Source organism: Dactylosporangium sp. CS-033363 (assembly GCF_050942475.1).
GTDB lineage: Bacteria > Actinomycetota > Actinomycetes > Mycobacteriales > Micromonosporaceae > Dactylosporangium.
The window spans coordinates 3562314-3583853 of record NZ_CP192032.1; the positions used below are offsets into that span (position 1 = coordinate 3562314).

General features: G+C 73.2%; 20 protein-coding genes. 7 read left to right on the forward strand and 13 right to left on the reverse strand.

Annotation, left to right across the window (positions count from 1 at the left end; all coding sequences use genetic code 11):
• Positions 1–30: 30 nt before the first annotated feature.
• Positions 31–582 (forward strand): dienelactone hydrolase family protein, encoded by a 552-nt coding sequence (locus ACQPZ4_RS16495; RefSeq protein ID WP_433061406.1) that lies wholly within the window; start codon positions 31–33, stop codon positions 580–582.
• On the opposite strand, the gene ACQPZ4_RS16500 is transcribed toward ACQPZ4_RS16495, so the two are convergent.
• The 3 genes from ACQPZ4_RS16500 to ACQPZ4_RS16510 all read right to left on the reverse strand — a co-directional run bounded on the left by ACQPZ4_RS16500 (position 583) and on the right by ACQPZ4_RS16510 (position 4339).
• On the reverse strand, positions 583–1182 hold the full coding sequence (locus ACQPZ4_RS16500) for an HD domain-containing protein (protein WP_433061408.1): 600 nt from the start codon (positions 1180–1182) through the stop codon (positions 583–585).
• Entirely contained in the window at positions 1179–3092 is a 1914-nt protein-coding gene (locus ACQPZ4_RS16505; protein ID WP_433061410.1) for an Hsp70 family protein, read from the reverse strand. Before ACQPZ4_RS16505 ends, ACQPZ4_RS16500 begins: the two co-directional genes overlap by 4 nt.
• A 248-nt stretch (positions 3093–3340) precedes the next feature.
• Positions 3341–4339, reverse strand: coding sequence for an aldo/keto reductase (locus ACQPZ4_RS16510; protein WP_433061413.1), 999 nt, complete (start codon positions 4337–4339; stop codon positions 3341–3343).
• Between the two features lie 62 nt (positions 4340–4401).
• Here ACQPZ4_RS16510 and ACQPZ4_RS16515 point away from each other — a divergent pair, with 62 nt between their 5' ends.
• From ACQPZ4_RS16515 to ACQPZ4_RS16530, 4 genes are all read left to right on the forward strand, one after another.
• Positions 4402–5199 carry a helix-turn-helix transcriptional regulator gene (locus ACQPZ4_RS16515; RefSeq protein ID WP_433061415.1) on the forward strand — a complete coding sequence of 266 codons (798 nt, stop codon included), beginning with the start codon at positions 4402–4404 and terminating at the stop codon, positions 5197–5199.
• A 165-nt stretch (positions 5200–5364) separates the two neighbouring features.
• Positions 5365–6012 (forward strand): response regulator transcription factor, encoded by a 648-nt coding sequence (locus tag ACQPZ4_RS16520; protein WP_433061417.1) that lies wholly within the window; start codon positions 5365–5367, stop codon positions 6010–6012.
• A 67-nt stretch (positions 6013–6079) separates the two neighbouring features.
• Complete coding sequence (locus tag ACQPZ4_RS16525; RefSeq protein ID WP_433061419.1) at positions 6080–7408, forward strand: DUF418 domain-containing protein; 1329 nt, start codon at positions 6080–6082, stop codon at positions 7406–7408.
• Entirely contained in the window at positions 7405–8214 is an 810-nt protein-coding gene (locus tag ACQPZ4_RS16530) for a sensor histidine kinase (protein WP_433061422.1), read from the forward strand. The genes ACQPZ4_RS16525 and ACQPZ4_RS16530 overlap by 4 nt, the downstream gene beginning before the upstream one ends.
• Before the next feature lie 3 nt (positions 8215–8217).
• Here the strand turns inward: ACQPZ4_RS16530 and ACQPZ4_RS16535 are convergent, their stop codons facing one another.
• The 8 genes from ACQPZ4_RS16535 to ACQPZ4_RS16570 all read right to left on the reverse strand — a co-directional run bounded on the left by ACQPZ4_RS16535 (position 8218) and on the right by ACQPZ4_RS16570 (position 16396).
• A complete protein-coding gene (locus ACQPZ4_RS16535) occupies positions 8218–10398 on the reverse strand; it encodes an ABC transporter ATP-binding protein (RefSeq protein WP_433061424.1) in 2181 nt (726 codons plus the stop codon).
• A 373-nt stretch (positions 10399–10771) separates the two neighbouring features.
• On the reverse strand, positions 10772–11500 hold the full coding sequence (locus tag ACQPZ4_RS16540; RefSeq protein WP_433061427.1) for a class I SAM-dependent DNA methyltransferase: 729 nt from the start codon (positions 11498–11500) through the stop codon (positions 10772–10774).
• Positions 11490–12086 carry a TlpA family protein disulfide reductase gene (locus ACQPZ4_RS16545; protein WP_433061430.1) on the reverse strand — a complete coding sequence of 199 codons (597 nt, stop codon included), beginning with the start codon at positions 12084–12086 and terminating at the stop codon, positions 11490–11492. The genes ACQPZ4_RS16540 and ACQPZ4_RS16545 overlap by 11 nt, the downstream gene beginning before the upstream one ends.
• A 9-nt stretch (positions 12087–12095) precedes the next feature.
• Positions 12096–12632, reverse strand: coding sequence for a MauE/DoxX family redox-associated membrane protein (locus ACQPZ4_RS16550; RefSeq protein ID WP_433061432.1), 537 nt, complete (start codon positions 12630–12632; stop codon positions 12096–12098).
• Positions 12629–13366, reverse strand: a complete 738-nt coding sequence (locus ACQPZ4_RS16555) for an SDH family Clp fold serine proteinase (protein WP_433061435.1) — start codon at positions 13364–13366, stop codon at positions 12629–12631. The genes ACQPZ4_RS16550 and ACQPZ4_RS16555 overlap by 4 nt, the downstream gene beginning before the upstream one ends.
• Entirely contained in the window at positions 13363–14334 is a 972-nt protein-coding gene (locus ACQPZ4_RS16560) for an MvdC/MvdD family ATP grasp protein (protein ID WP_433061437.1), read from the reverse strand. Before ACQPZ4_RS16560 ends, ACQPZ4_RS16555 begins: the two co-directional genes overlap by 4 nt.
• A gap of 48 nt (positions 14335–14382) precedes the next feature.
• Positions 14383–14643, reverse strand: coding sequence for a hypothetical protein (locus tag ACQPZ4_RS16565; RefSeq protein ID WP_433061440.1), 261 nt, complete (start codon positions 14641–14643; stop codon positions 14383–14385).
• A 160-nt stretch (positions 14644–14803) separates the two neighbouring features.
• Complete coding sequence (locus tag ACQPZ4_RS16570; protein WP_433061442.1) at positions 14804–16396, reverse strand: diguanylate cyclase domain-containing protein; 1593 nt, start codon at positions 16394–16396, stop codon at positions 14804–14806.
• Between the two features lie 590 nt (positions 16397–16986).
• Between ACQPZ4_RS16570 and ACQPZ4_RS16575 the strand changes: the two genes are divergently transcribed.
• Positions 16987–18150, forward strand: coding sequence for a glycoside hydrolase family 18 protein (locus ACQPZ4_RS16575; protein ID WP_433061445.1), 1164 nt, complete (start codon positions 16987–16989; stop codon positions 18148–18150).
• Positions 18151–18538: 388 nt separating this feature from the next.
• Here ACQPZ4_RS16575 and ACQPZ4_RS16580 read toward each other — a convergent pair whose 3' ends face one another.
• The gene (locus ACQPZ4_RS16580) at positions 18539–18748 is read right to left on the reverse strand and encodes a ferredoxin (RefSeq protein ID WP_433061447.1); all 210 of its coding nucleotides are present in this window, start codon (positions 18746–18748) and stop codon (positions 18539–18541) included.
• A 5-nt stretch (positions 18749–18753) separates the two neighbouring features.
• Positions 18754–20010 (reverse strand): cytochrome P450, encoded by a 1257-nt coding sequence (locus ACQPZ4_RS16585; RefSeq protein ID WP_433061450.1) that lies wholly within the window; start codon positions 20008–20010, stop codon positions 18754–18756.
• 150 nt (positions 20011–20160) lie between these two features.
• On the opposite strand from ACQPZ4_RS16585, the gene ACQPZ4_RS16590 reads away from it, so the two are divergent.
• Positions 20161–21150 (forward strand): D-2-hydroxyacid dehydrogenase, encoded by a 990-nt coding sequence (locus ACQPZ4_RS16590; protein ID WP_433061453.1) that lies wholly within the window; start codon positions 20161–20163, stop codon positions 21148–21150.
• The last annotated feature ends 390 nt before the right edge of the window (positions 21151–21540 follow it).

Genomic DNA, 21540 nt, shown 5'->3' on the forward strand with positions numbered 1-21540 from the left:
GTCATCGTAGTCGGCGGCTAGGGTTGGGTCATGGCTGAGGTTGTGCTGTTCCACCACCTGCTGGGGCTGACCGACGGGGTGCTCGAGTTCGCCGACGGGCTGCGGGCCGGCGGGCACACCGTGCACACCCCGGACCTGTTCGGCGGGGAGCTGCCCGCCTCCCTGGAGGAGGGTTCCGCGCTGGCGGAGCGGCTCGCGCCCGAGCTGCGGGAGCGCGACTGGTCGGTGTACGACGGGATGGTGTACGCCGGAATCTCCTGGGGTGTGATGACCGCCCAGCGCCTCGCGCAGACCCGGCCGGGGGCCCGCGGGGCGCTGCTCTACGAGGCCTGTCTGCCGGTCAGCGGCGAGTGGGCGATCGGCCCGTGGCCCGAGGGCCTGCCGGTCCAGGTGCACGGGATGGACCGCGACCCGTTCTTCGCGGGTGAGGGCGATGTGGACGCCGCGCGGGAACTGCCGGGGGAGTTGTACCTGTACGACGGCGACCAGCACCTCTTCCTCGACGCCTCGCTGCCGTCCTATGACGGGCTGGCGACGGGCCTGGTGCTCTCGCGGTCGCGGGCGTTCATCGACTCGCTCTAGTTAGACGAGGTGGTGGCCGTACTCGGCGGCGAGGTCGCGCAGGTCGGGCTCGCCGTACTCGGCGACCATGGCCTTGAACGTCGCGCTCTTGTCCTCGCCGAAGCGTGTCACGGCGACGGTGTAGGCGGCGGCGGAGACGAACCGCGGCGGGGTCGACTTGCTGTGGAACTTGTCGGCGTACATCACGAGCCGCTCCGCCCCGGTCTCGGCCAGGTAGTCGCCGGGCGGGAGCGGGAGCTGCTGGGCGAGGACGTCCTGCGCGGTCAGGCCGACGCCGGTGTGGTGGGAGCAGAAGCGGCGCAGGGTCTCGGGGTAGCCGAGCTCGGCGAGCATCTCGTGGCCGAGCAGGCCGTGGCGGATGTAGTGCTCGCCGGGCCGCAGGCGGTAGACGCCGAGGTCGTGCAGGAGGCAGCCGGCCCGGACGAGCTTCGGGTCCGCGTCCGGGGCGTGGAGCTGCTCCGCGATGCGGGCGACGATCTGGCAGTGCGTCCAGACGCTCGCGAACGCCTGTGGGCTGGGGGCCAGGCGCTCGTGCAGGTCCCGGATCTCCTCGTCGCTGGGAATCCTGTCGCTGGGGTTCCTGTCGCTGGGGATCTTCATGTTCCGTGATACTGCCGGATGGCGGCGCGGACCGAGTTCTTGTTCGCGCCCAGGGTGCGCAGGTCGGCGAGGCGGATCGCGGTGCCGTCGCGGGTGATGCGGTTGCGCAGGTCGGGGTGGACGGCGAGCCCGGTGCCGGGCCGGGGCACCACGAGCAGCGTCGGGCGCAGGAAGAAGCCGCGGTGCCGGACCTCGATGCGCTCGACCTGGCTGTACGGGATGTGGATCGGCCGGTTCTGCACGAAGACGGTCAGGCCGGCCTCGTCGATGATCAGGCGCTGGGGTTCGGACGGCGCCCGCACCATGCGGACGATGGAGCTGCCGATCCAGATCAGGCTGTACGCCCAGATCAGGAGCGTCGGGATGATGCCGAGATCGTCGTTGCCGGTCGGCTCGTAGACCGCCCCGAAGGCGAGGATGCTGCCGAGGAAGAAGGGCAGGATCCACAGCAGCCGGGCCGCGGCCTTGCCGATGATGACGCCGGTGCTGGTCATGAACACGGCCGGGACGCGCCCGCCGGCCGGGAAGAACGGCCGCAGCGGCGCGCTCTGTGGTGGCATGCCGGGGTGCGGTGCGAGCGACTGCTGGTGCGGCATGCCGACGGGCGGCATCATCGGCTGCTGGGGCATGCCGGCCGGTGGGGTGATCGGCTGCGTGATCGGGCGCTGGGCGACGATGGGCTGCTGGGGCGGCATCATCGGGCGCTGGACCATGGGCGGGCTGGCCGGCGCTGGCCTGGCCGGCGCTGGGCTGGCCGGCGCCGGGCTCGTGTAGCCGGGCGACACCGGGTAGGGCGAGACGGGCGCGGCGGAGATCGGCGCGACGCTCCGGGCCGGTCCCCCCGCCGGGTCGGTGACCAGGGCGCCCTCGGCGACGACGAGTTCGGGCTGGTCCAGCACCGTGGGCGTGATGCCGGTGGCCCGGTGCAGCTCGGTCGCGACGAGCGGCATCCGGGTCGAGCCGCCGACGAGGAACAGCCCGGCGATCTGCTCGCGCGGCACCCGCGACGCGGCGATGGTCGCGGTGGTGACGGCGACGGTCTGCGCGATGAGCGGCCGCGCGCCGAGCTCGAGCTCCTCGCGGGTCACGTGCAGGTCGCGGTCGAGAATCGGCACCAGGAGCCCGGCCGACGCCTCCCGGGACAGCCGCTCCTTGAGCATCCGCGCGTCGTCGCGCAGCGCCCGGGTGGAGCGCCGGTCGCTCGCCGTCCGCGGGTTGGACAGCCGGTCCCAGGCCTCGGGATGCCCGGTGGCCACGACCCCGCCGATCTGCTGCACCACGAGCTCGTCGAGGTCGACCCCGCCGACGTCGTCGAGCCCGTGGTACGCGAGGGTCTCGAAGCCGTTCGGAGTGCGCCGGACCACGGAGGCGTCGAACGTCCCCGCCCCGAGGTCGTACACGACGACACAGCTCCCGGCCGGCACCTTCTGCCCGAGCACGGCGGTGAAGTACAGCCCGGCGGCGACCGGCTCGGGCACGAGCCGCGGCGCATTGAACCCGGCCCGCCGCGCGGCCTCGACCAGCACGTTGCGCCGCGTCGACCCCCACTCGGCCGGGTGCGTCATCACGATCTCGCGCATGGTGTGCCCGGCGACGTGCCGCGCCTCGTCCGCGACCCGCTGGAGCGTGGCCCCGACGGCCGCGACCACGGGCACGGTGGCGTCGCCGAGCAGCAGCTCGGGCTCGTCGACGTGCCGCTTGGGGTTGGGCTCGAAGCGGACCGGGTCGAGCTTGGCACTGTTGAGCGCGTCCCGCCCGGTGGCCAGATGCCCGTCGGCCATGGCGTGCACGGCGGAGGGCAGCAGCGGGGAGCCGTCGAACAGCAGCGGGCGCGTCTTGCCGTCCGGCCACCGCAGAATGGCCACGGTGTTGGACGTCCCGTAGTCCACCGCCAGCGCGAACGAGCTCACGCCGTGACCCTACGCGATGTCCGCCACCCCTTCCGCCCCGCGAACGGCTACTCCCGGCCACGCCCACATTCCCCGCCGCCCAGTTTCCGGCGGTTTCCTTCGGCGGCCGCGCGGTTTCCGGCCGGGTTTCCGTGCGCGGTGCGGGGTTTCCGGCTGGCTTGCCTTGCCGCCGTGCGCATTTTCCGGCGGGTTTCCCTCCGTGGCGTGCGGTTTCCGACGGTTTCCGCCGCGTCGGGCGGAGTTTCCGGCTACTCGCGGCCGGCTGAGGCGAAGGTCATGTCGGCGTAGCGGGGGCCGGAGACCGCGGTGGCCAGGGAGTTCAGCAGGGCTTCGTCCTCTGAAGTCAGGGTCAGGCGCGTGGCGGCCGTGTTCTCGGTCAGGCGGGCAGGGCTGCGGGTGCCCGGGATCGGGATCACCGGGAGGCCGAAACGAGCTTCCCGGGCGTGCAGCCAGGCCAGCGCGACCTGGGCCAATGACGCTGCGTGGGCCTCCGCTACCGTGCGCAGTGGGGCCAGGAGGTCGTGGTTGCGGGTGGCGTTGCCCTCGGCGAACCGGGGCATGCGGCGGCGGTAGTCGGCCGGGTCCAGGTGGTCGGCCGAGGGGATCGCGCCGGTCAGGACGCCGCGGCCCAGCGGGGAGTAGGCGACCAGGGCGACGCCCAAGGCCGCGGCCGCCGGTACCACCTGGGCCTCGATGTCGCGGCTGAACAGGGACCATTCGGACTGGACGGCGGCGATCGGGTGGACCGCGTGCGCGGCGCGCAGTTCGGGGGCGGTGACCTCGGACAGGCCCAGGTGGCCGACCAGGCCGTCGGCGACCAGTTCGGCCATCGCCTCGACCACGGACTCGATGGGCACGGCGGGGTCGCGGCGGTGCATGTAGTACACGTCGATGTGCGAGACGCCCAGGCGCTCCAGGCTGGCCTCGGCGAACGCGCGGATGCGCCGCGGGTCGTTGACGATGCCGGCCGCGCGGTCGCCCAGGCCGAACTTGGTGGCGAGCACCACCTCGGCGCGGTGGTCGGCCAGGAACGGGGCGAGGAAGCGCTCGTTCGCGCCGTCGCCGTACGTGTCGGCCGTGTCGATCAGGGTGACGCCCAGCTCCAGCGCGCGTTCCAGCGTGGCGCGGGCCGCCTGTTCGTCGGTGGCGCCGTAGTACTCGGTGTTGATCGCCATGGCGCCGAAGCCCTGGCGGCCCACGAGCGGGCCGTTCGCACCCAAACGGACCGTGTTCAAACGCTCAGTCATGAGCATCAGCCTGTGCTCGTTCGCGCACGGCAACCAGGGTCCGGCAGAACTACCCTGGAGGTGTGGACGCGCTCGGTGACTTTCTGCGGACCCGGCGGGCTCGCCTGACGCCGGCCCAGGTGGGACTGGTCGAGTACGGGCGGCGGCGGGTGCCGGGGCTGCGCCGGGAAGAGGTCGCGGAGCTGGCCGGGGTCAGCACCGACTACTACGTTCGGCTCGAGCAGGGGCGCGGTGCGCATGTGTCCGATTCGGTGCTCGATGCGGTCGGGCGGGCGCTGCGGCTCGATGCGACCGAACGTGCATATCTGCGCGCGCTCGTGCGGCCGAAACGAGCGGCGAACGAGCGGCGGCCGGCGGTGCGTCAGTCGGTACACCTGCTGCTTGAAGGCATTGAACACGCTCCTGCGATCCTGGTCGATTTCCGGATGCGCGTGCTGGCCGCCAACGGGCTCGCGAAGGCGGTGTTCGGGATTGACGACGATCCGGCCACGCACGATCGCGCACGGGCGTTCTTTCTCGACCCGCGGTCGCGCGCGTTGTTCGCGGACTGGGCGGGGGACGCCGAAACGGTCACCGCCTCGCTGCGGCTGGAGGCGGCCCGGCACCCCGGCGACCCGTGGATGACCGCGCTCATCGCGGAGCTGCGGGAGAGCAGTGCCGAGTTCAGGCGGCTGTGGGCCGGGCATCGGGTGCGCGAGAAGGACTTCGGCACCAAGCGGCTCAACCATCCGGTGTTCGGTTCGCTCGTGTTCACCTATGAGCGGCTCGCGGTGGCGGGGGATGATGAACGAACGCTCATCGTGTACCAGCCGGAGCCGGGAACGCGCACCGCGGAACGGTTGCTCAGCGCGGTCGGATGAGCGGTTGCTCGCCGCGATGGTGTCGGTTGCTCGGCGCGATGGGTGTCGGTTGCTCGCCGCGATGGTGTCGGTTGCTCGGCGCGATGGGTGTCGGTTGCTCGCCGCGATGGTGTCGGGTGCTCGGGGCGATCGGTGTCGGTTGCTCGGCGCGGTAGGGTGAGCCGGGTGCGAGTCGTTGTGGCCGAGGACCTGGCCCTGCTGCGTGACGGGCTGATCCGGCTGCTCGAGGCGCACGGCTTCGAGGTCGTGGCCGCCGTGGACAACGGGCCGGAGCTGCTCGATGCGCTCATGAACGAGCGTCCGGACGTGGCCGTTGTGGACGTTCGCCTGCCGCCGACGCTCACCGACGAGGGACTGCGCGCGGCGCTCACCGCGCGGGCGGCGGTGCCGGGGCTTCCGGTGCTGGTGCTCTCGCAGTACGTCGAGCGCCTCTATGCCCGGGAGCTGCTCGCGGACGGGCAGGGCGGCATCGGGTACCTGCTCAAGGACCGCGTCTCCGACGTCAACGAGTTCGTGGCCGCGGTGCGCCGCGTGGCCGACGGGGGCACCGCGCTCGACCCGACCGTGGTGGCCAAACTGCTCGACAGCCGTGAGCGAACGCTCCCGCTCGACCGGCTGACCGCGCGCGAACGCGAGGTGCTCGCGCACATGGCGCAGGGGCGCACGAACGCGGCGATCGGCGGCGCGCTGTTCATCACCGAGAAGGCCGTGGCCAAGCATACGAACAACATCTTCACCAAGCTCGGCCTGCAGGCGTCCGAGGACGACAACCGGCGCGTGCTGGCGGTGCTCGCATACCTGGAACAGGGGTAGTAGTACCCCCATCGGACGGGTTCCAGTGTCCTCGAATTGAGCGTTCGCACAGACGAGCGTTGTGCACATGCCAAAGGAAACGCGCGTCCTCGCGCCGGATCTGGCCCGCGGCGCCATGCTGTTGTTCATCGCGCTCGCGAACGCGGCCAACTGCGCATTCGCCGGGCAACCCGGGCTCGACCCGAACCCGCACGGCCTCGGGCGGGTGGTGAACTTCCTGATGGCCACGTTCGTCGATGCGCGGGCGTATCCGGTGTTCGCCATCATGTTCGGGTACGGCCTGGTGCAGCTCGCCCGGCGGCAGCCGGACCGGGTCCTGCTGCGCCGCAACGCCATGCTCATCGTGTTCGGGGCCGTCCACGCCACGCTGCTGTACTTCGGCGACTTCCTCGGCGCCTACGGGATCGTGGGGCTGGTCGCCACCGTGCTGCTGGTGCGCCGCAGCGATCGCGTGCACCGCATCGTGCTGTGGCTGTGGGGCATCCAGACGGTCAACGCCGTGATCCTGGCCGTGCTTGCCTGCACCGGTTTCCGCGGGGGTACCGCCGGCATCTCCAACGCGCCGAACCCGTCCCTCGCCGCCCCGTCGTACTGGGCGTCGCTGCTGGACCGCGTCGCCGAGTGGCCCGTGCACACCGCGACCGTGCTGCCGTTCATCGTCATCGTCTGGCTCGGCATCTGGGCGGCGCGGCGGCGGGTGCTCGAGGACCCGGCGGCGCACCGGACGCTGCTGCGCTGGACGGCGGGCGTCGGGCTGGGCATCTCGACGTTGGGCGCGCTGCCGTACGCTCTGATGGCGGCGGGACTGGTGCACGCGGCTCCCGGTACCGTCGAGGCCATGGCCCGTGTCCACGCGATCACCGGCGAGTACGGCGGCGCCGGGTATGTCGCCCTCTTCGGGCTGCTCGCGCTCCGGCTGTCCGGTGGCACCCCGCGGGTGCTGCAGCCCGTGGTGGCGTTGGGGCAGCGGTCGCTCAGCGGGTACCTGCTGCAGTCCGTCTGCTGGCTCGTCCTCTTCAGCCCGTGGGCGCTCGGCCTGGGCGGGACGTGGGCTGCGCTGTTCGCGGCGATCGGGGTGTGGGCGGTCTCGGCCCTCGGCGCGCAGGCGCTGGCCAACCGGGGCGTTCGCGGTCTCGTTCGCGGTCTCGCTCCTCGCGGCGGCGGCGAGGCGTCTGCGCTTCAGGGCGGCGTCGATGTCGCTGCGCTGCGGGGCGGCGGCGAGGCCGTTGCGCTGCGGGGTGGCGGCGATGCTCCTGCGCCTCGCGGCGGCGGCGAGGCCGTTGCGCTGCGGGGCGGCGGCGAGACTCCTGCGCTTCCGGGCGGCGGCGAGGCCCTTGCGCTTCGGGGTATTCGCGGGCCCGCGGAGATGCTGCTGCGGAAGTTCGCCTACCGGTGACCAGGTTCGCGACCCGGACCGTGGGGCTGGCCGCCGCCGCGCTGGCGGTGGTCGACCTCGCGGTCTGGGTGTTCACCGGCGGCGGGTACTTCTGGCCCGCCTGGACCTGGCTCGGCCTGGCCCTGCTCTTCGGCGGCTTCGTGTTCGTCCGGTCGCGCGAGGCCCGGCTCGCCGGCCGGGTCACCGCCCTGACCCGCTCCCGCCGCGGCGCCGTGGACCGGCAGGCGGCCGAGCTCAAGCGCGTCGAGCGCGACCTGCACGACGGCGCGCAGGCCCGGCTGGTCTCGCTGTCGCTGACCCTGGGCCTGGCCGGCGGCCTGATCCGCCTCGACCCGGACGGCGCGGCGAAGCTCCTCGACGAGGCCCGGGCCACGGCGGTCGCGGCCCTCGACGACCTGCGCGCGGTCATGCACAGCATCCACCCGGCGGTGCTGGCCGACCGCGGCCTGCGCGACGCCGTGCGGACCCTGGCCCTGGACCTGGCCGTCCCCGTGGAGGTGTCCGGCGAGGTCCCGGACGAGCTGCCGCCGGCCGTCGAGACTTCCGCCTACTTCGCGATCGCCGAATGCCTTGCCAACGTCGTCAAGCATAGCGCCGCCACGGCGGCCGCGGTCACCTTCGAGGCCACGACGGCCGCCCTCCGGATCACGGTGCGCGACGACGGCCACGGCGGCGCGGACCTGGCGGCGGGCACCGGCCTGCGCGGCATCGCGGACCGCCTCGACGCGGTGGACGGCACGCTGCACCTGCACAGCCCGCCCGGCGGCCCGACGGTGGCGACGATCAGCCTCCCGCGCAGCCTGTAGCGGTCACTGGTAGCCGGCGGCCTGGAGCGTGAACAGCCGCGCGTACTCGCCGCCGGCCGCGACCAGGGACGCGTGGTCGCCGCGCTCGACCACGGCGCCGGCGTCGAGCACCACCACGTGGTCGGCCTGCCGCACGGCGCTGAGCCGGTGCGACACGAGCAGCTTCGTGCTGTCCGCGGCCGATTCCAAAAGCGTCCGGTGTACTGCCTGTTCCGCCTCCGCGTCCAGCCCGGCCGACGGCTCGTCGAGCACCATGAGGTCGCGCCCGGCGTGATACAGCGCCCGGGCCAGGGCGAGGCGCTGCCACTGCCCGCCGGACAGCACCACGCCCGCCTCGGGGTGGTCCTCCTCGCCGGCCGCGAAGACCCGGGACAGCAGCGTGTCGTAGCCGCGGGGGAGCCGTTCGACGGTGCCGTGCACGCCCGCCGCCTCGGCCGCCGCGCGGACCCGCACTATATTGTCCACGTCGGACAGTGCGATGTCCTCGGCCGCTACGCCGACCCGCTCCCTGCCGTCGACCTCAGGCAGCGCGGTGTTCTCGGCCGCTGCGTCGACCCGCTCCCTGCTGTCCATTTCGGGCGGTGCGGTGTTCTTGGCCGCTGCATCGACCCGCTCCCTGCCGTCCACTTCGGACAGTGCGATGTTCTCGGCCGCTGCGTCGACCCGCTCCCTGCTGTCCATTTCGGGCGGTGCGGTGTTCTTGGCCGCTACGGCGACCCGCTCCCTGCCGTCCACTTCGGGCGGTGCGGTGTTCTTGGCCGTTGCGGCGACCCGTCCCTTGCCGTCCACTTCGGACAGCGCGATGTTCTCGGCGGCGGTGAGGTCGTAGGCGACGTAGTCCTGGAACACGGCGCCGATGTGCCGGCGCAGGGCGGCCACGTCGAACTCGCGCAGGTCGACCCCGTCCCACAGGATCGCCCCGCGGGTCGGGTCGTAGAACCGGCACAGCAGCTTGACCAGTGTGGACTTGCCGGACCCGTTGCGCCCGACGAGCGCCACGGCGGTGCCGCGGGGGATGACGAGGTCGACGCCGCGCAGGACCCAGGGGTGCTCGTCGGAGTAGCGGAACCAGACGTCGCGCAGCTCGATGCCCTCCCGCAGCGGGGCCGGCGCGCGGGTGCCGGACGGCTGGTCGGGACCGGCGCCGACGACGGTCTCGTAGTGCGCGAAGTTTTCCAGCGCGAAGTGTACGCGGGCGCCGTCGTCGGCGAGGGTGGCCAGGGCGGCCTGGACGCCGGCGATCGCGGTCACGAACACGACGACGTCGCCCGCGGTGAGCCGGCCGTCGCGGGCGGCGGCGACGGCCCACAGCAGCCCGGCCCCGGCGATCGCGGCGGCGAGCACGGCCAGCGCCGTCTGCACGACGGCGTGGATACGGTCGACACGGCGGCGGGCGGCGTCGGCGGTGGCCCGGTCGGTGAGGATGCGGGCGTGCAGGAACGGCGTGGCCGCGAAGAGCCGGAGCTCCTTGGCGACGCCGATGGTGGTGAGCAGGTGCGTGTAGAACATCTCGCGGCGCTGGACGGGTCCGATCCGCCAGAACATGCGGGCGCGCTGCCTGGCCAGCCCGAGCTCGGCGAGCACGGTGGGGACGCCGCCGGCGAGCATGAACGCGGTGACCCAGGGCCCGAGGAGGGCGAGCGAGACGGCGAACCCGGCGACGGTGATCGCGGAGCGGAGCACGCCGAGGGTACCGTCGACGACCTCGCCGCACGTGAGGTCGCCGGTCTGCTGGGCGAGGCGGAGCCGGTCGAGGTACTCGGGGTCCTCGAACCGGCGCAGCCCGCTGAGCCGGTCGACGGCCTCGAGCAGCCGGCGCTGGGCGGTGCGCCCGGCCCGCCGGTCGAGCTCCTGGCGCAGGTACGCGGCCAGGTGCGGGGTCGCCCCGAGCAGCACCCCGACACCGGCGAGCAGCACGGCCGGTCCGAGGTAGGCGCCGACCGGCCCGCCGCCGCCGAACTCGCCGCCGTCGATCCCGCCGCCGCCGAGCCCGCCACCGCCAGTCCCGCCGCCGAGCCCGCCACTGCCTTGCCCGCCACCGCCGACGATCCGGTCGATGACGACCCGGGTGAGCCAGGCGCCCGCGACCGGCGCGGCGCCGGAGGCGACGACGAGCAGCACGTAGCCGATCAGGTGCCCGGGTGCGGCGCGCAGGGCCAGCCCGAAAACGGACCGGAGTCTCATGACGGCTGCGACTTCGCGACGGCTTGGATTTCGGGACGGCCTGCGTCGGCTGACGGCTCGGACTTCACGACGGCTTGTATCCCCGCCAGGCGCCGCGCCGGCGGCCCAGCGCGATGCGCTGACGGCTTGCCGCTCGCGACGGTTTGGACTTCAGGACGGCGTGCGTCGGCTGACGGCTCGGACTTCACGACGGCTAGTGTCCTTGCCCCGCGCCGCGCTGGCGGGCCAGCGCGATGTGCTGACGGCTTGCCGCTCGTGACGGCTTGGATTTCGGGACTGCGTGCGTCGGCTGACGGCTCGGACTTCACGACGGCTTGCGTCCTCGCCGCGCGCCGCGCCGGCGGGTCAGCGCGATGTGCTGACGGCTTGCCGGTCATGACGGCTTGCGGGCGTGGTAGCCGACCAGCCCGGCCGGGAAGGGCGAGTCGCCGTAGGCGTGGAAGGTGCGGGCGTCGAATCCGGCCGCGCGCAGTCCACTCAGGACGGTCGCGGGCTCGTGGAGCCGTACCACGTGCCGCTCGTCGCTGCGTCGATAGGCGTCTCCGTCGCGCCGGAACAAGGTGATGCGCCGGGTCAGGGTGTCGGTGTCCACGGTGGTCTCGGCGATGAGCGACCACCCGGGCTCGTCGCGGTGCAGGATGGTGTGTCCGCGCTCCGCCGGGTCGGGCGCGTTGAGGTCGAAGGCGAGCAGCCCGCCCGGCCGCAGGGCGGTGCCGATGCGTTGGAAGAGGGCCGGAAGCGTGGCCCGCGGATCGAATTGGTAGCCGAGGCATTGGCCTACTGATAGTACCGCGGCGCACTCGGGCAGTTCAACGTCCACAAAGGACGCTCGCTCGATCCGTGCGCCCGGGGCGTTGCGCCGAGCCAGGTCCACCATCGCGGGGGACAGGTCGACGCCGAGCACGTCGTAGCCGGCGTCCAGCAGGGCGCGGGCGAGGACCCCGCTGCCGCAGCCGAGGTCGGCCACCAGCCCGTCGCGGATCCCGGCCTCGCGCAGGAATTCGAGCATCGTGGGGATCGCCAGCTCGACGAAGCCGGTGTGCCCGTCGGCGTGGGCGAACGCGAGGTCCGGACCGTAGCCGGGGTGGAGCTCAGCGGCCATCGTGCGCCCCGACGGGCTCCTGCCAGGAGGCGAGCTGGGTCTGCCAGTCGGGGCCGCCGACCGGGCCGCGGGCGGCGATGCGGCCGGCGGCGTCGACGAGGCAGAAGTACGGCATCAGGCCCGGCGGGTTGAAGTCGACCACCATCGTCGTGCGGGTGGCGGGCGCGGCCAGCACCGGCACGGTGACGTTGACGCCGTCCTCGTCGCGGACCAGGGCCAGCCAGTCGCGGGCGCGCACCGGCCCGACGTCGACCACGACGACGACCTGGGTCCCGGCCCGCCCGGCGAGCGGCGTCAGGTCGCCCAGCAGCGGCAGCACGTCGCGGCAGTGGTCGCAGCTGGGGGAGAGCAGCAGGTACAGCACCGGGCGGCCGGCCAGCCGCTGCCCGGTGATGCCTTGCCCGGCGAGGGTCATCGCATTGAACTGGGGCGCCGCCGAGCCCAGCGGCAGGGGCTCGCCGTCGTGCTCGCGCTCGTAGCGCACGTGGTCGGCGGCCCGCAGCCGGGCGCCGATGCGCAGCACCAGCACCAGGTTCAGCAGGCAGAGCAGGCTCAGTGCGACGAGGACGAAGGAGGTCACGTCCATGGGGGCTCCTCAGTCGGTACCGGCGGCGGTGACAACGGTGTGGACGACGTTCGCGAGGTTCGTCACCACGAGCGTGGTGGCCGCGCCGGCCAGCGCGACGAGGACCGCGTCGACCCCGGCGAGCGGATCGGCCGGAGTGCCGGCGGCCAGCGCGAGCCCGGCGATGCCGAGCAGCAGCACGTTGCGCGCGATGTCGAACCAGGAGACCGGCACCGGGCTGGCGCCGAAGCAGTGGCACGGCACATGCAGCCCGCGGGCCCGGACCGAGACCAGACCGGCCGTGTAGGCGACGAGGAGGACGGCGGCAATACCGAGCACGTACGGTACAAACGGGGAAAAGACGGGGAGGAGTGCCAGTGTCAGCAGCCCGACGACGGCGACCTCCGCGGAGGTCAAGGCTATGGCAGTGGCGCCGGTCAGGCGCTCTGGCAGGACCTGGAAGGCGCGGATAGACTGCACGAAGCCGCCGCGGTCGCGCAGCTTGCTCACGGCGGACGCGGCGAACGTGAGCGCGATGACGGTCACGCCGAACAGGTGCGCGATCACTCGGTGCTCCCTTCGAGGGCGGCCCACATGAGGTCCTCCTGCTCGGCGTCGGGGTACGTGACCCGCAGGCCGAGGTTGCGCGCCTGGCCGCGGGTGACGACGTCGTCGTGGGCGTGCCGGCCGGTGACGAGGTGCTCGACGATCGCCTCCCGGGTAGCCGGTTCGGCCTCGGGCAGCTGGAACGCGAGCAGCTCGGCGGCGATCCCGCGGACCAGCCGCTCGGCCCGGTAGAAGGCGCCGAGCGTGCCCGGGAACACCCGCTGGGCGACCAGGGCCAGCACCTGCAGGCGGTCCTCGGGCCGGTCGACGCCGAACCAGTCCTCCGCCATGGCCCGGAACGCGCGCAGGTCCTCGGCCGAGAGCACCGCCGGCTGCCCGGGCTGCGGCGGGCCGGCCGCGGCGATCTGCGGGTCGAGCGGCCCGAGCTCGGCGAGCGGCCCGAGGACCAGCTCGTGCGCGGCCAGGCAGAGCAGCGTGCCCGACGAGCGCGCGCGATGCGGGACGAGGATCGTGAGCCTTTGGGTGTACTCGTGCAGCAGCAACGCCAGCCGCCGGGCCGCCGTCGCCGGGCCGCCGGTGGTGGCCAGCACCAGGTCGAGCCGCGGGGCCGGTCCGGCGGCGCGCAGGTGCTCGTAGCAGTTGGCCGCGGCGTCGTGGTCGATCGGGCCGCGGAACAACACCGCGTGGCTGTCTCGGACCTTACTCAGCTCGGGCAGCGGCTTCAACTGGCTCACGCCGCACCGCGCATGAGGTGGGCGGCCATCGCGTCGCCGAGGCGCAGCTGCGGGACGCGGTCCTCGACGAACAGGAACTGCCCGTTGGGGTTGATCTCCAGGAAGACCAGCCGCCCGTCCGCGGTCCGCACGAGGTCGATGGCGCCGAATTCCAGGTTGTACCCTCGGGTCAGCGCGACACACCGCCCGGCCACGGCATCGGGCAGCGCCGCGGAGCGCCACGTCGCGTCGGCGCCGGGCAGCCGCCAGTCCATGGTGCCGGCCACCACCTCGGCCGCGAAGACCTCGTCGCCGATGACGGTCACCCGCAGCTCGCTCGCGATCGCCAGCTCCTCCTGGAACTGGCACGGCACCGCGCGCACGGACTCGCCGTCGCCCAGGGTCGCCGCGGTGACCGGGGTGGTCGCCACGAACAGGTTGTCGGGCGGCTCGTGCCCGGTGTGCTTGCGCGCGGCCAGGTACGGGTCGGAGAGCACCTTGTAGACGACCCGCCCGCCGCACGCGTCGAGGAACGCCCGGGCGGCCTCGGGCTCGTTGGTGACCAGGGTCCGCGGCACCTCGAAGCCGAGGGCGGCCGCCCGGTGCAGCTGCTCGGCCTTGTACCCGGCCCGGCGGATCGCGTCGGGGTGGCTCACCCAGCGGGCGCCCAGGCTGCCGAGCAGGCCGAGCACCGCGTGGTGGGTCTCCTCGAGGGCGAACTCGCGCTGCCGGTCGTCGAGGCCGGCGTGCAGCCCGAACGGGCCGGGCTTGCGCCACCAGATCGACGTGAGGCCGGCGAGGTCGGCGGTACGGCCGGCGTCGGGCAGGTGCAACGTTACGCCCTTCGGCGGGCGGCCGGTCAGCGTCGCGCTCTGGTCGCTGGAGTTGAGCCGGACCGGCTCGGCACCGCGCTCGCGCAGCAGCGCGATCAGGCGGTCCGCGTGTGCGTCGATGTAGTCGGTGACGACCAGGATCCGGCTCTCCCCCATGACACTCCCATCAATCGCTACGTCACGTGCGACGGCTCAGGTGTCGGATCACCCGTAGTCGCAGCGGATGTAGCAGTTGGGAAAGCCCGGGCTCTGACACCCGGAGCCGCTCATGTTGCAGGCCGTACCCGTGGAGCTGCACCGGTTGTAGCCGGCGGGCCCGCGGCTGCACAGGGCCGCACCGAGCGTGACCTCGTCATCGCCGGCCCACACGAACTGCTGGAGCTGCGGGTCGTAGTACCCGAGATCCGGCGTCGCGGCCGGCTCGGGCTCCAGGACGGCGACGTTGAACGCGAACAGCTCTGCCATTTTCTGTCCTCCTTCCCCGTAGGCATTGCCATCGATCACCATCCTTTCCATAGATCACCATGGGTGTCCAGACCGTCACCGATGGATATCGATGTTTCCGCTGGTGGGGGTGCAGAAATTTGTGAGAGCGCTCTCTCGTTCCGTGGGATTCACAGTCCGGTCACACGGCGGCCTTGCGGGCTGACTTGATGCGGTACATCTCCGCGTCCGCGTCGCGCAGGAGCGCGTCGAGGTCGGCCGGGGTGCCGGTGGCGACGCCGACGCTGGCGCCGACGCGGGCCACGGTGCCGGTGATGGCGTACGGTCGGCTGAGGGCTTGTGTCACCTCGTCGGCCAGGCGCCCGGCGCGGGCCGCGTCGGTGTGCGGGAGTACCACCGCGAACTCGTCGCCGCCCAGCCGCACCGCGAGGTCCTCGGCGCGCACGCAGGCGGCAAGGCGGCGGGCGGCTGCCACGAGCAGCTCGTCGCCGGCGTGATGGCCGTGGCGGTCGTTGACCTGCTTGAACCCGTCGAGGTCGAGGACCAGGATGCTGAGCCGGCCCGCGGGCGGGAGCGTGCCCATGTGCTCGGCCAGCAGCGCGCGGTTGGCCAGCCCGGTGAGCGCGTCGTGGGTCGCCTGGTGGCGCAGCTCGCCGTGCAGCGCGCGCAGTTCGAGCACGCTGCGGTCGAGGTCGGTGAGCAGCCGGTCGTTGTCGTGGAAGGCGACCACCTGCCGGGTCACGACCAGGCCGGTGATGACGAGCACCCCGCCGGCCACGCCCCACAGGCCGGCGTCGGCGCCGGACATGTGCAGCGCGTACACGAGCAGGAGCTCGGTCACCCCGACGGCGACGTACGGCATGAGGCTGAACCGCTGCCGCGCGCGCCGCCGGTCCTCGCGCGGGTGGCGCAGCTGCACCTCCTGCATGCGTAGGCTGGCCACGGTGAGCAGGCATGACAGCAGGGAGGTGACGGCGTCGACGCGCGGGTTCGGCCCGCCGACGATGACGATACTGGCCGCCGACCCCAGGGCCGACCCGCTGACGCCGATGCACCCGGCCACCCCGGCTAGCCGCGTGAAGGGCGCGGTTCCGCTCAGGATGAGCTTGAGCGCCCCGAGCACGATGACGAGCATGACGACCGACCCGGCCGCGGCGGCGACCCGATCGGCGATGCGCGGGTTGTCGAGTTGTTCGGCGATCGAGAAGTACCACAGCAGCACCGCCACACCCGCGAGCACCGTTGCGGCGTCGAGCCACAACCGCAGCCGCAGCCGTCCGGCGTCGCCGATCGGGTGGCGGAGCATCAGGACCACGATGAGCGTCATCGCGCACACCACCGCGCACGACTGGACGAGGCTGATCGGCGTGGCCGGGCCGTGCATGGCGACGAGCGCGGTCTGGGTGCTGTCGCCGATGGCGCACAGCAACCCGGCGACACCCAGTCCGCGCCAGAATCGCCTGGCCGCCTTTCTGGCCCGCGTGCTCCGTGCCCGGTCGTCCGCGTCGGGTGCGTTGTTGTCCGCGTTGGGTGCTGTGTTGTCCGCGTTGGGTGCGTTGTCGTCTGCGTCGGGTGCTTTGTCGTCGGCGTTGAGCGCGACGAGCCGCCGCGAGAACACCATGATGCCGACGTCGAGCGCGGCCTGAATGCCCCAGGACAGTGCGCTCCCGCCGGGCCCGGCGAGAAACCACACCGGCACGGCCACGGCGACGACGCCCATGGCGAGCAGAACGGGATCACGCGCGAGCCCGCCGTGCGACGACCGTGGTGCCATGACACCTCCCGTGCGGCCGGAGACCGCTTCAGCGGGGGCATCGGCCGCGCGGCCGGGCACCTGAGCCGTTCGCCACGCCACCGCCTGCGCCCCTCGCGTGACGTGTGGCTCACCGTCTTTCGGCCCGGCTTCGCCGGTGGCCCGTGCTGTTCGCCTGGCGCGGGTGCGGGGGTCCTGGTTGGTCACCGTCCGCCTCACGCTTCGCCGGTGGCCCGCGCTGTTCGCCTGGCGCGGGTGCGTGGGGGCCCTGGTTAGTCACCGTCCGCCTCGCGCTGCGCCCCTCGCGTGACGTGCGGCTCACCGTCTTTCGGCCCGGCTTCGCCGGTGGCCCGTGCTGTTCGCCTGGCGCGGGTGCGTGGGGTCCTGGTTGGTCACCGTCCGCCTCGCGTTGACACCTGGATGACACCGGGGCTCTGAAAGGATCGGTCGTAGCCGTGGAGGGAGGCAGATGGGACCAGGAATGACATCGCGTTGATGGGGAGCGTTCGGCGTCGCGCCACGGATTACGGCTGAGGGCGACGGAGTCGGGCGTGACCCGGAGCGAAGTGGTGCGTTGGACGGGTATGCCATCCCTGCGGCCGCGTGCGGTTGTGCTGCTCGTCCTGCTGCTCCTGCTCGCCGCGTGCGGGTCGAGCGCCGCGCCCGGGAAGCCGGCCCCGGGCGGGTTGCTCGTCGGGTACTACCTGCCGCGCGGGGGAGCGGCGCCCTACCGGGTCCTCGACGTCGAGCGGAGCGGGGCGGCCAGGCGGCTGACCCACCTCGTGTACGCGTTCGGGGCCGTGACCGGGGGACGCTGCGCCGCTGCGGCGCCCGCGACCGACTACGAGCACACCGTCGCCGCGGCTGACAGCGTGGACGGGGCGGCCGCGGACGGCGGGGAGTTCGGGCAGTTGCGCCGGCTCAAGCAGCGCAACCCGGCGCTGAAGGTGCTGTGGTCGTTCGGCGGCTGGAACGGCTCGGCCGGGTTCACCGACGCCGCGCGCGACCCTCGGGCGTTCGCGGCCTCGTGCAAGGAGGTGCTCGACGACCCGCGGTGGGCCGGGGTGTTCGACGGGATCGACCTGGACTGGGAGTACCCGAACGCGTGCGGGGCCGGCTGCGACACCAGCGGGCCGGACGCGCTGGCCCGCGTCGTGGCGGCGATGCGGGAGGCGCTGGGGCCGGACCGCCTGGTGACCGCCGCGGTGACGGCCGATGCCACGAGCGGCGGGCGGCTCGGGCGGGCCGACTACGCCGTGGCGGCGGGGAGCCTGGACTGGATGATGGCCATGACCTACGACTACGCCGGTACCGGGGATCCGGCCGGGCCGACCGCTCCGCACTCGGCGCTGCGGTCGTATCCGGGGGAGTCCCGGGCCGGGAGCGACGCCGACGCCGCCATCGGCCGGCTGCGGCAGGACGGCGTGCCCGCCGGGAAGCTGCTGCTCGGGGTCGGGTTCTACGGGCGTGGGTGGACCGGGGTCAGCCAGGACAGCCCCGGCGGCAGCGCGACCGGGCCGGCGCCGGGCGGGCGCGGGTCGGGGGCCGAGGACTACCGGGTGCTGCGCACGGCCTGCCCGGCGACTGGCACCGTCGGCGGGCAGGTGTACGCGCGCTGCGGCGATCAATGGTGGTCCTACGACACGCCGCAGACGCTCGCGGGCAAGGCGGCGTACGTGCGCGATCAGGGGCTCGCCGGGGTGTTCTGCTGGGAACTGGGCGGCGACACCCCGGACGGCGAACTGCTCGGCGCACTGCAGGCCGCCTTGGACTGACCGCGAGCCGCACCGATGAGGCTGCGCGCCGCACCGGACTGGCCGCGAGCCGCGCCGATGGGGTTGCTTGGCGCGCCGGGTTGGCCGTGCGCGGCGCCGGTGGGGCTGCCTGCTGAGCCGGGCTGGCCGTGCGTGGCGTCGGTGGGGTTGCGTGCTGCGCCGGGCTGGCCGTGAGCCGTGCCGGCGGGGCTGCCTGCGAGCCGTGCCGGCGGGGCTGCCTGCCGCACGGGCTGACCGCGAGCGGCGCCGGCGGGGGTGCCTGCCGCCTTGGACTGACCGCGAGCCGCGGCGATGAGGCTGCGCGCCGCACCGGACTGGCCGTGAACGGGCGTCGGCGCGGGCTGTCGGCCGCCGCAAGAAAACCGGCCGCGAGTCAGGCCGGTGCGGGTTAGTGCATGCCGCGGTTCGTGTGGATCTCGATGACCGAGGCGGGGCAGCGGGTCGCCGCCTCGTAGGCCGATTCCTGGTGGGCCGGCGGCGGGTGTTCCTCCAGGAGGATCACCACGCCGTCGTCGTCGCGCTGGTCGAAGACGTCCGGGGCGACCAGCGCGCAGACGCCCGAGCCGATGCACTTGTCCTTGTGGACGACGACCCGCATCAGGCTCAGCCTTCGGCTGGGGGTGGGGCGGGCAGTACCGCGTCCCAGGTGACCGGGACCGTTTGCGGGCCCAGTACCGCGGTCTCGGTCTTGAAGCGGATGTCGTCGAACGGCACCGCCAGCCGCAGCGACGGGATCCGGCGCGGCAGCGTGGCCAGGACCGTGGTCAGTTCCAGGCGCGCGAGCTGCTGCCCGACGCACTGGTGGGGGCCGTGGCCGAAGCCGACGTGGGCGCCGGGGTTGCGGCCGATGTCGAGGCGGTCGCCGTCGGCGTACAGGGCACTGTCGCGGTTCGCGGACTGGATGGCCACCACCACGAAGTCGCCCGCCGCCAGGGGCTGGCCGGCGATCTCGGTGTCCTCGAGGACCTCGCGCATGAGGCCCCCGCCGACGCCCAGGTAGCGGACGAGCTCCTCGGCGCCGTTCGCGGCCAGCGACGGGTCCTCGCGCAGGCGGGCGAGTTCGGCCGGGTGCTCCAGCAGCGCCAGCATGCCGTGCGCGATCATGCTCGCCGTGGTGTCGTACCCCGCGATGAGCAGGCCCGCGGCCATGGCGATGAGCTCGTTGTCGGTGAAGGGGCGGTCGGTCTGGTCGCTGCGGGCGATGAGGCGGCTCAGGATGTCGTCGCCGGGGGTGGCGCGGCGGGTCATGACCATGCCGTAGAGGTACTGGAACAGGGGCCCGATCGCCGCGGCCACGTCCTCGCCGCTCGAGGTGCCCGCGAAGAGCGCCTCGGCGGCGCGCTGGAAGAGGGGCTGGTCCGGTTCGGGCACCCCGAGCAGCTCGGCGATGACGGCGGTGGTGACCGGGCGGGCGAACGAGGCGTAGAGGTCGATCGGCGGGGCGGCGTCGGCCAGGGCGTCGAGCCGGCGGTCGACGATGTCCTGCACGAGCGGGCGCAGCTGGGTGATCCGCTTGATGTTGGAGACCTCGGGCGCCATGTGGCGGCGGAAGCGCAGGTGCTCGGGGCCGTCCATGCGCGCGAAGTCGCCCTCGCCGGGCGGGTCGCTGACGTACCCCATCAGGATGTGGGCGGCGGTTCCCGGCCGGTTGCTGAAGCGCCGCGGGTCACTGAGCACCTCGCGCACGTCCTCGTACCGCGTCACCAGCCACGCGTTCAGGCCGGTCGGACAGGCCACGCGGAGCACCGGGCGCTCGGCGCGCAACTCAGCGTACTCCGGCGGCGGCCCGAACGGGCAGCCCTGGGCGCCGGCCAGCGGCAGTGGCGGCAGCTCGCTCTCGTGCTCACGCACGGCAGTCATCTGAACCCCCCGATCGCGACAATGCGTTCATCTTGGTCGATGCATGGCCGCCACGCCAAGGACCAATCGCCAACTTGTCCGCTCCGAGTAGCGAACCCCCGCTTTTTTGGCGATAACCCGCAAAAGCCGCGCCGGTACTAGGGTGCAGGCATGCCCCACACGGCAGTCCTGATCGCTTCGTATCTGGAGCCGGAGCACGTGGACCGGATCGCCTCCGCCGCGCCGGGCGTCGAGGTCCTCTACGAGCCGCGATTGCTGCCGATCCCGCGGTACAAGTGCGACCATGTCGGAACCGCCCGTGAACTCAGCGCTCTCGATCGGGCACGGTGGGTCACGATGCTCGGACGGGCCGACGTGGCCTGGGACTTCGACTGGCAGGCGCCGGCCGAACTGCCGGTCCGCGCGCCGAACCTGCGCTGGGTCCAGGCCACCAGTGCCGGCATCGGCGGGTTCGTCCAGCGCACCGGGCTGGAGCGCAGCGGGATGGTCTTCACGACGGCGGCGGGCATCCACGCGGTACCGCTCGCCGAGTTCGCCGTCGCCGCCGCGCTCTACTTCGTGAAGGGCATCCCGGAGCTGCGCCGGCGGCAGGCGGGACACCACTGGGAGCGGTACACGACCGCGCAGCTCGCCGGCCGCACCGTCACCGTGATCGGGCTCGGCGGGATGGGCCGGCAGGTGGCGAGCGCGTTCGCGGCGCTGGGCTGCAAGGTGCTCGGCCTGGGCCGGGACCGGATCGCCGGGCTGGACGAGGTGCTGCCCGGCACCGACGTGCTCGTGCTGTGCTGCCCGCTCACCCCGCAGACGGAGGGCCTGATCGGCGCGAAGCAGCTGGAGCTGCTGCCGGCGGGCGCGATCCTGGTGAACATCGCCCGCGGCCCGGTCGTCGACGAGCCCGCCCTGGTCGCGGCCCTGGTCGGCGGCCGGCTCGCGGGGGCGGCGCTGGACGTGTTCGCGACCGAGCCGCTGCCCGCCGGGTCGCCGCTGTGGGACCTCGACTCGGTGCTCGTCTCGCCGCACTCGGCCTCAACGGTGGCGACCGAGAACGCGGCCATCACCGACCTGTTCTGCGACAACCTCCGCCGGTACCTCGCCGGCGAACCGCTGCGGAACGTCTACGACCCCGACCGCGGCTATTGAGGCGGCCGGCAGGCAGAACGTTCTGTCCACCGCAAGGCCGTGGCGGGGAGAACGTTCGGTCTGCCGGATCGCGGCTGAGGAGAACGTTCGGTCTGCCGCGACCGCGGTGGTGGAGCGACCGCGGTGGTGCAGCGACCGCGGTGGTGCAGCGACCGCGGTGGTGCAGCGACCGCGGTGGTGCAGCGACCGCGGTGGTGGAGTGGCGGCAGTGGTGAGCGACCGCGGTGGTAGAGCGACCACGGTGTGGAGTGGCGGCGGTGGTGGAGCGACCACGGTGGTGGAGTGGCGGCGGTGGTGGAGTGGCGGCGGTGGTGAGCGACCGCGGAGGGTGAGTGGCGGCCGTGGTGGAGCGGCCGCCATGGTGGAGCGGCCGCCGTGGTGGAGTGGCCG

What these genes read in the sequence shown, in the direction of transcription:
- ACQPZ4_RS16495 (WP_433061406.1), top strand. Translation starts at nt 31, where the DNA reads ATGGCTGAGGTTGTGCTGTTCCACCACCTGCTGGGGCTGACCGACGGG.
- ACQPZ4_RS16500 (WP_433061408.1), bottom strand. Translation starts at nt 1,182, where the DNA reads ATGAAGATCCCCAGCGACAGGAACCCCAGCGACAGGATTCCCAGCGAC.
- ACQPZ4_RS16510 (WP_433061413.1), bottom strand. Translation starts at nt 4,339, where the DNA reads ATGACTGAGCGTTTGAACACGGTCCGTTTGGGTGCGAACGGCCCGCTC.
- ACQPZ4_RS16525 (WP_433061419.1), top strand. Translation starts at nt 6,080, where the DNA reads ATGCCAAAGGAAACGCGCGTCCTCGCGCCGGATCTGGCCCGCGGCGCC.
- ACQPZ4_RS16535 (WP_433061424.1), bottom strand. Translation starts at nt 10,398, where the DNA reads ATGAGACTCCGGTCCGTTTTCGGGCTGGCCCTGCGCGCCGCACCCGGG.
- ACQPZ4_RS16540 (WP_433061427.1), bottom strand. Translation starts at nt 11,500, where the DNA reads ATGGCCGCTGAGCTCCACCCCGGCTACGGTCCGGACCTCGCGTTCGCC.
- ACQPZ4_RS16545 (WP_433061430.1), bottom strand. Translation starts at nt 12,086, where the DNA reads ATGGACGTGACCTCCTTCGTCCTCGTCGCACTGAGCCTGCTCTGCCTG.
- ACQPZ4_RS16560 (WP_433061437.1), bottom strand. Translation starts at nt 14,334, where the DNA reads ATGGGGGAGAGCCGGATCCTGGTCGTCACCGACTACATCGACGCACAC.
- ACQPZ4_RS16565 (WP_433061440.1), bottom strand. Translation starts at nt 14,643, where the DNA reads ATGGCAGAGCTGTTCGCGTTCAACGTCGCCGTCCTGGAGCCCGAGCCG.
- ACQPZ4_RS16570 (WP_433061442.1), bottom strand. Translation starts at nt 16,396, where the DNA reads ATGGCACCACGGTCGTCGCACGGCGGGCTCGCGCGTGATCCCGTTCTG.
- ACQPZ4_RS16580 (WP_433061447.1), bottom strand. Translation starts at nt 18,748, where the DNA reads ATGCGGGTCGTCGTCCACAAGGACAAGTGCATCGGCTCGGGCGTCTGC.
- ACQPZ4_RS16585 (WP_433061450.1), bottom strand. Translation starts at nt 20,010, where the DNA reads ATGACTGCCGTGCGTGAGCACGAGAGCGAGCTGCCGCCACTGCCGCTG.
- ACQPZ4_RS16590 (WP_433061453.1), top strand. Translation starts at nt 20,161, where the DNA reads ATGCCCCACACGGCAGTCCTGATCGCTTCGTATCTGGAGCCGGAGCAC.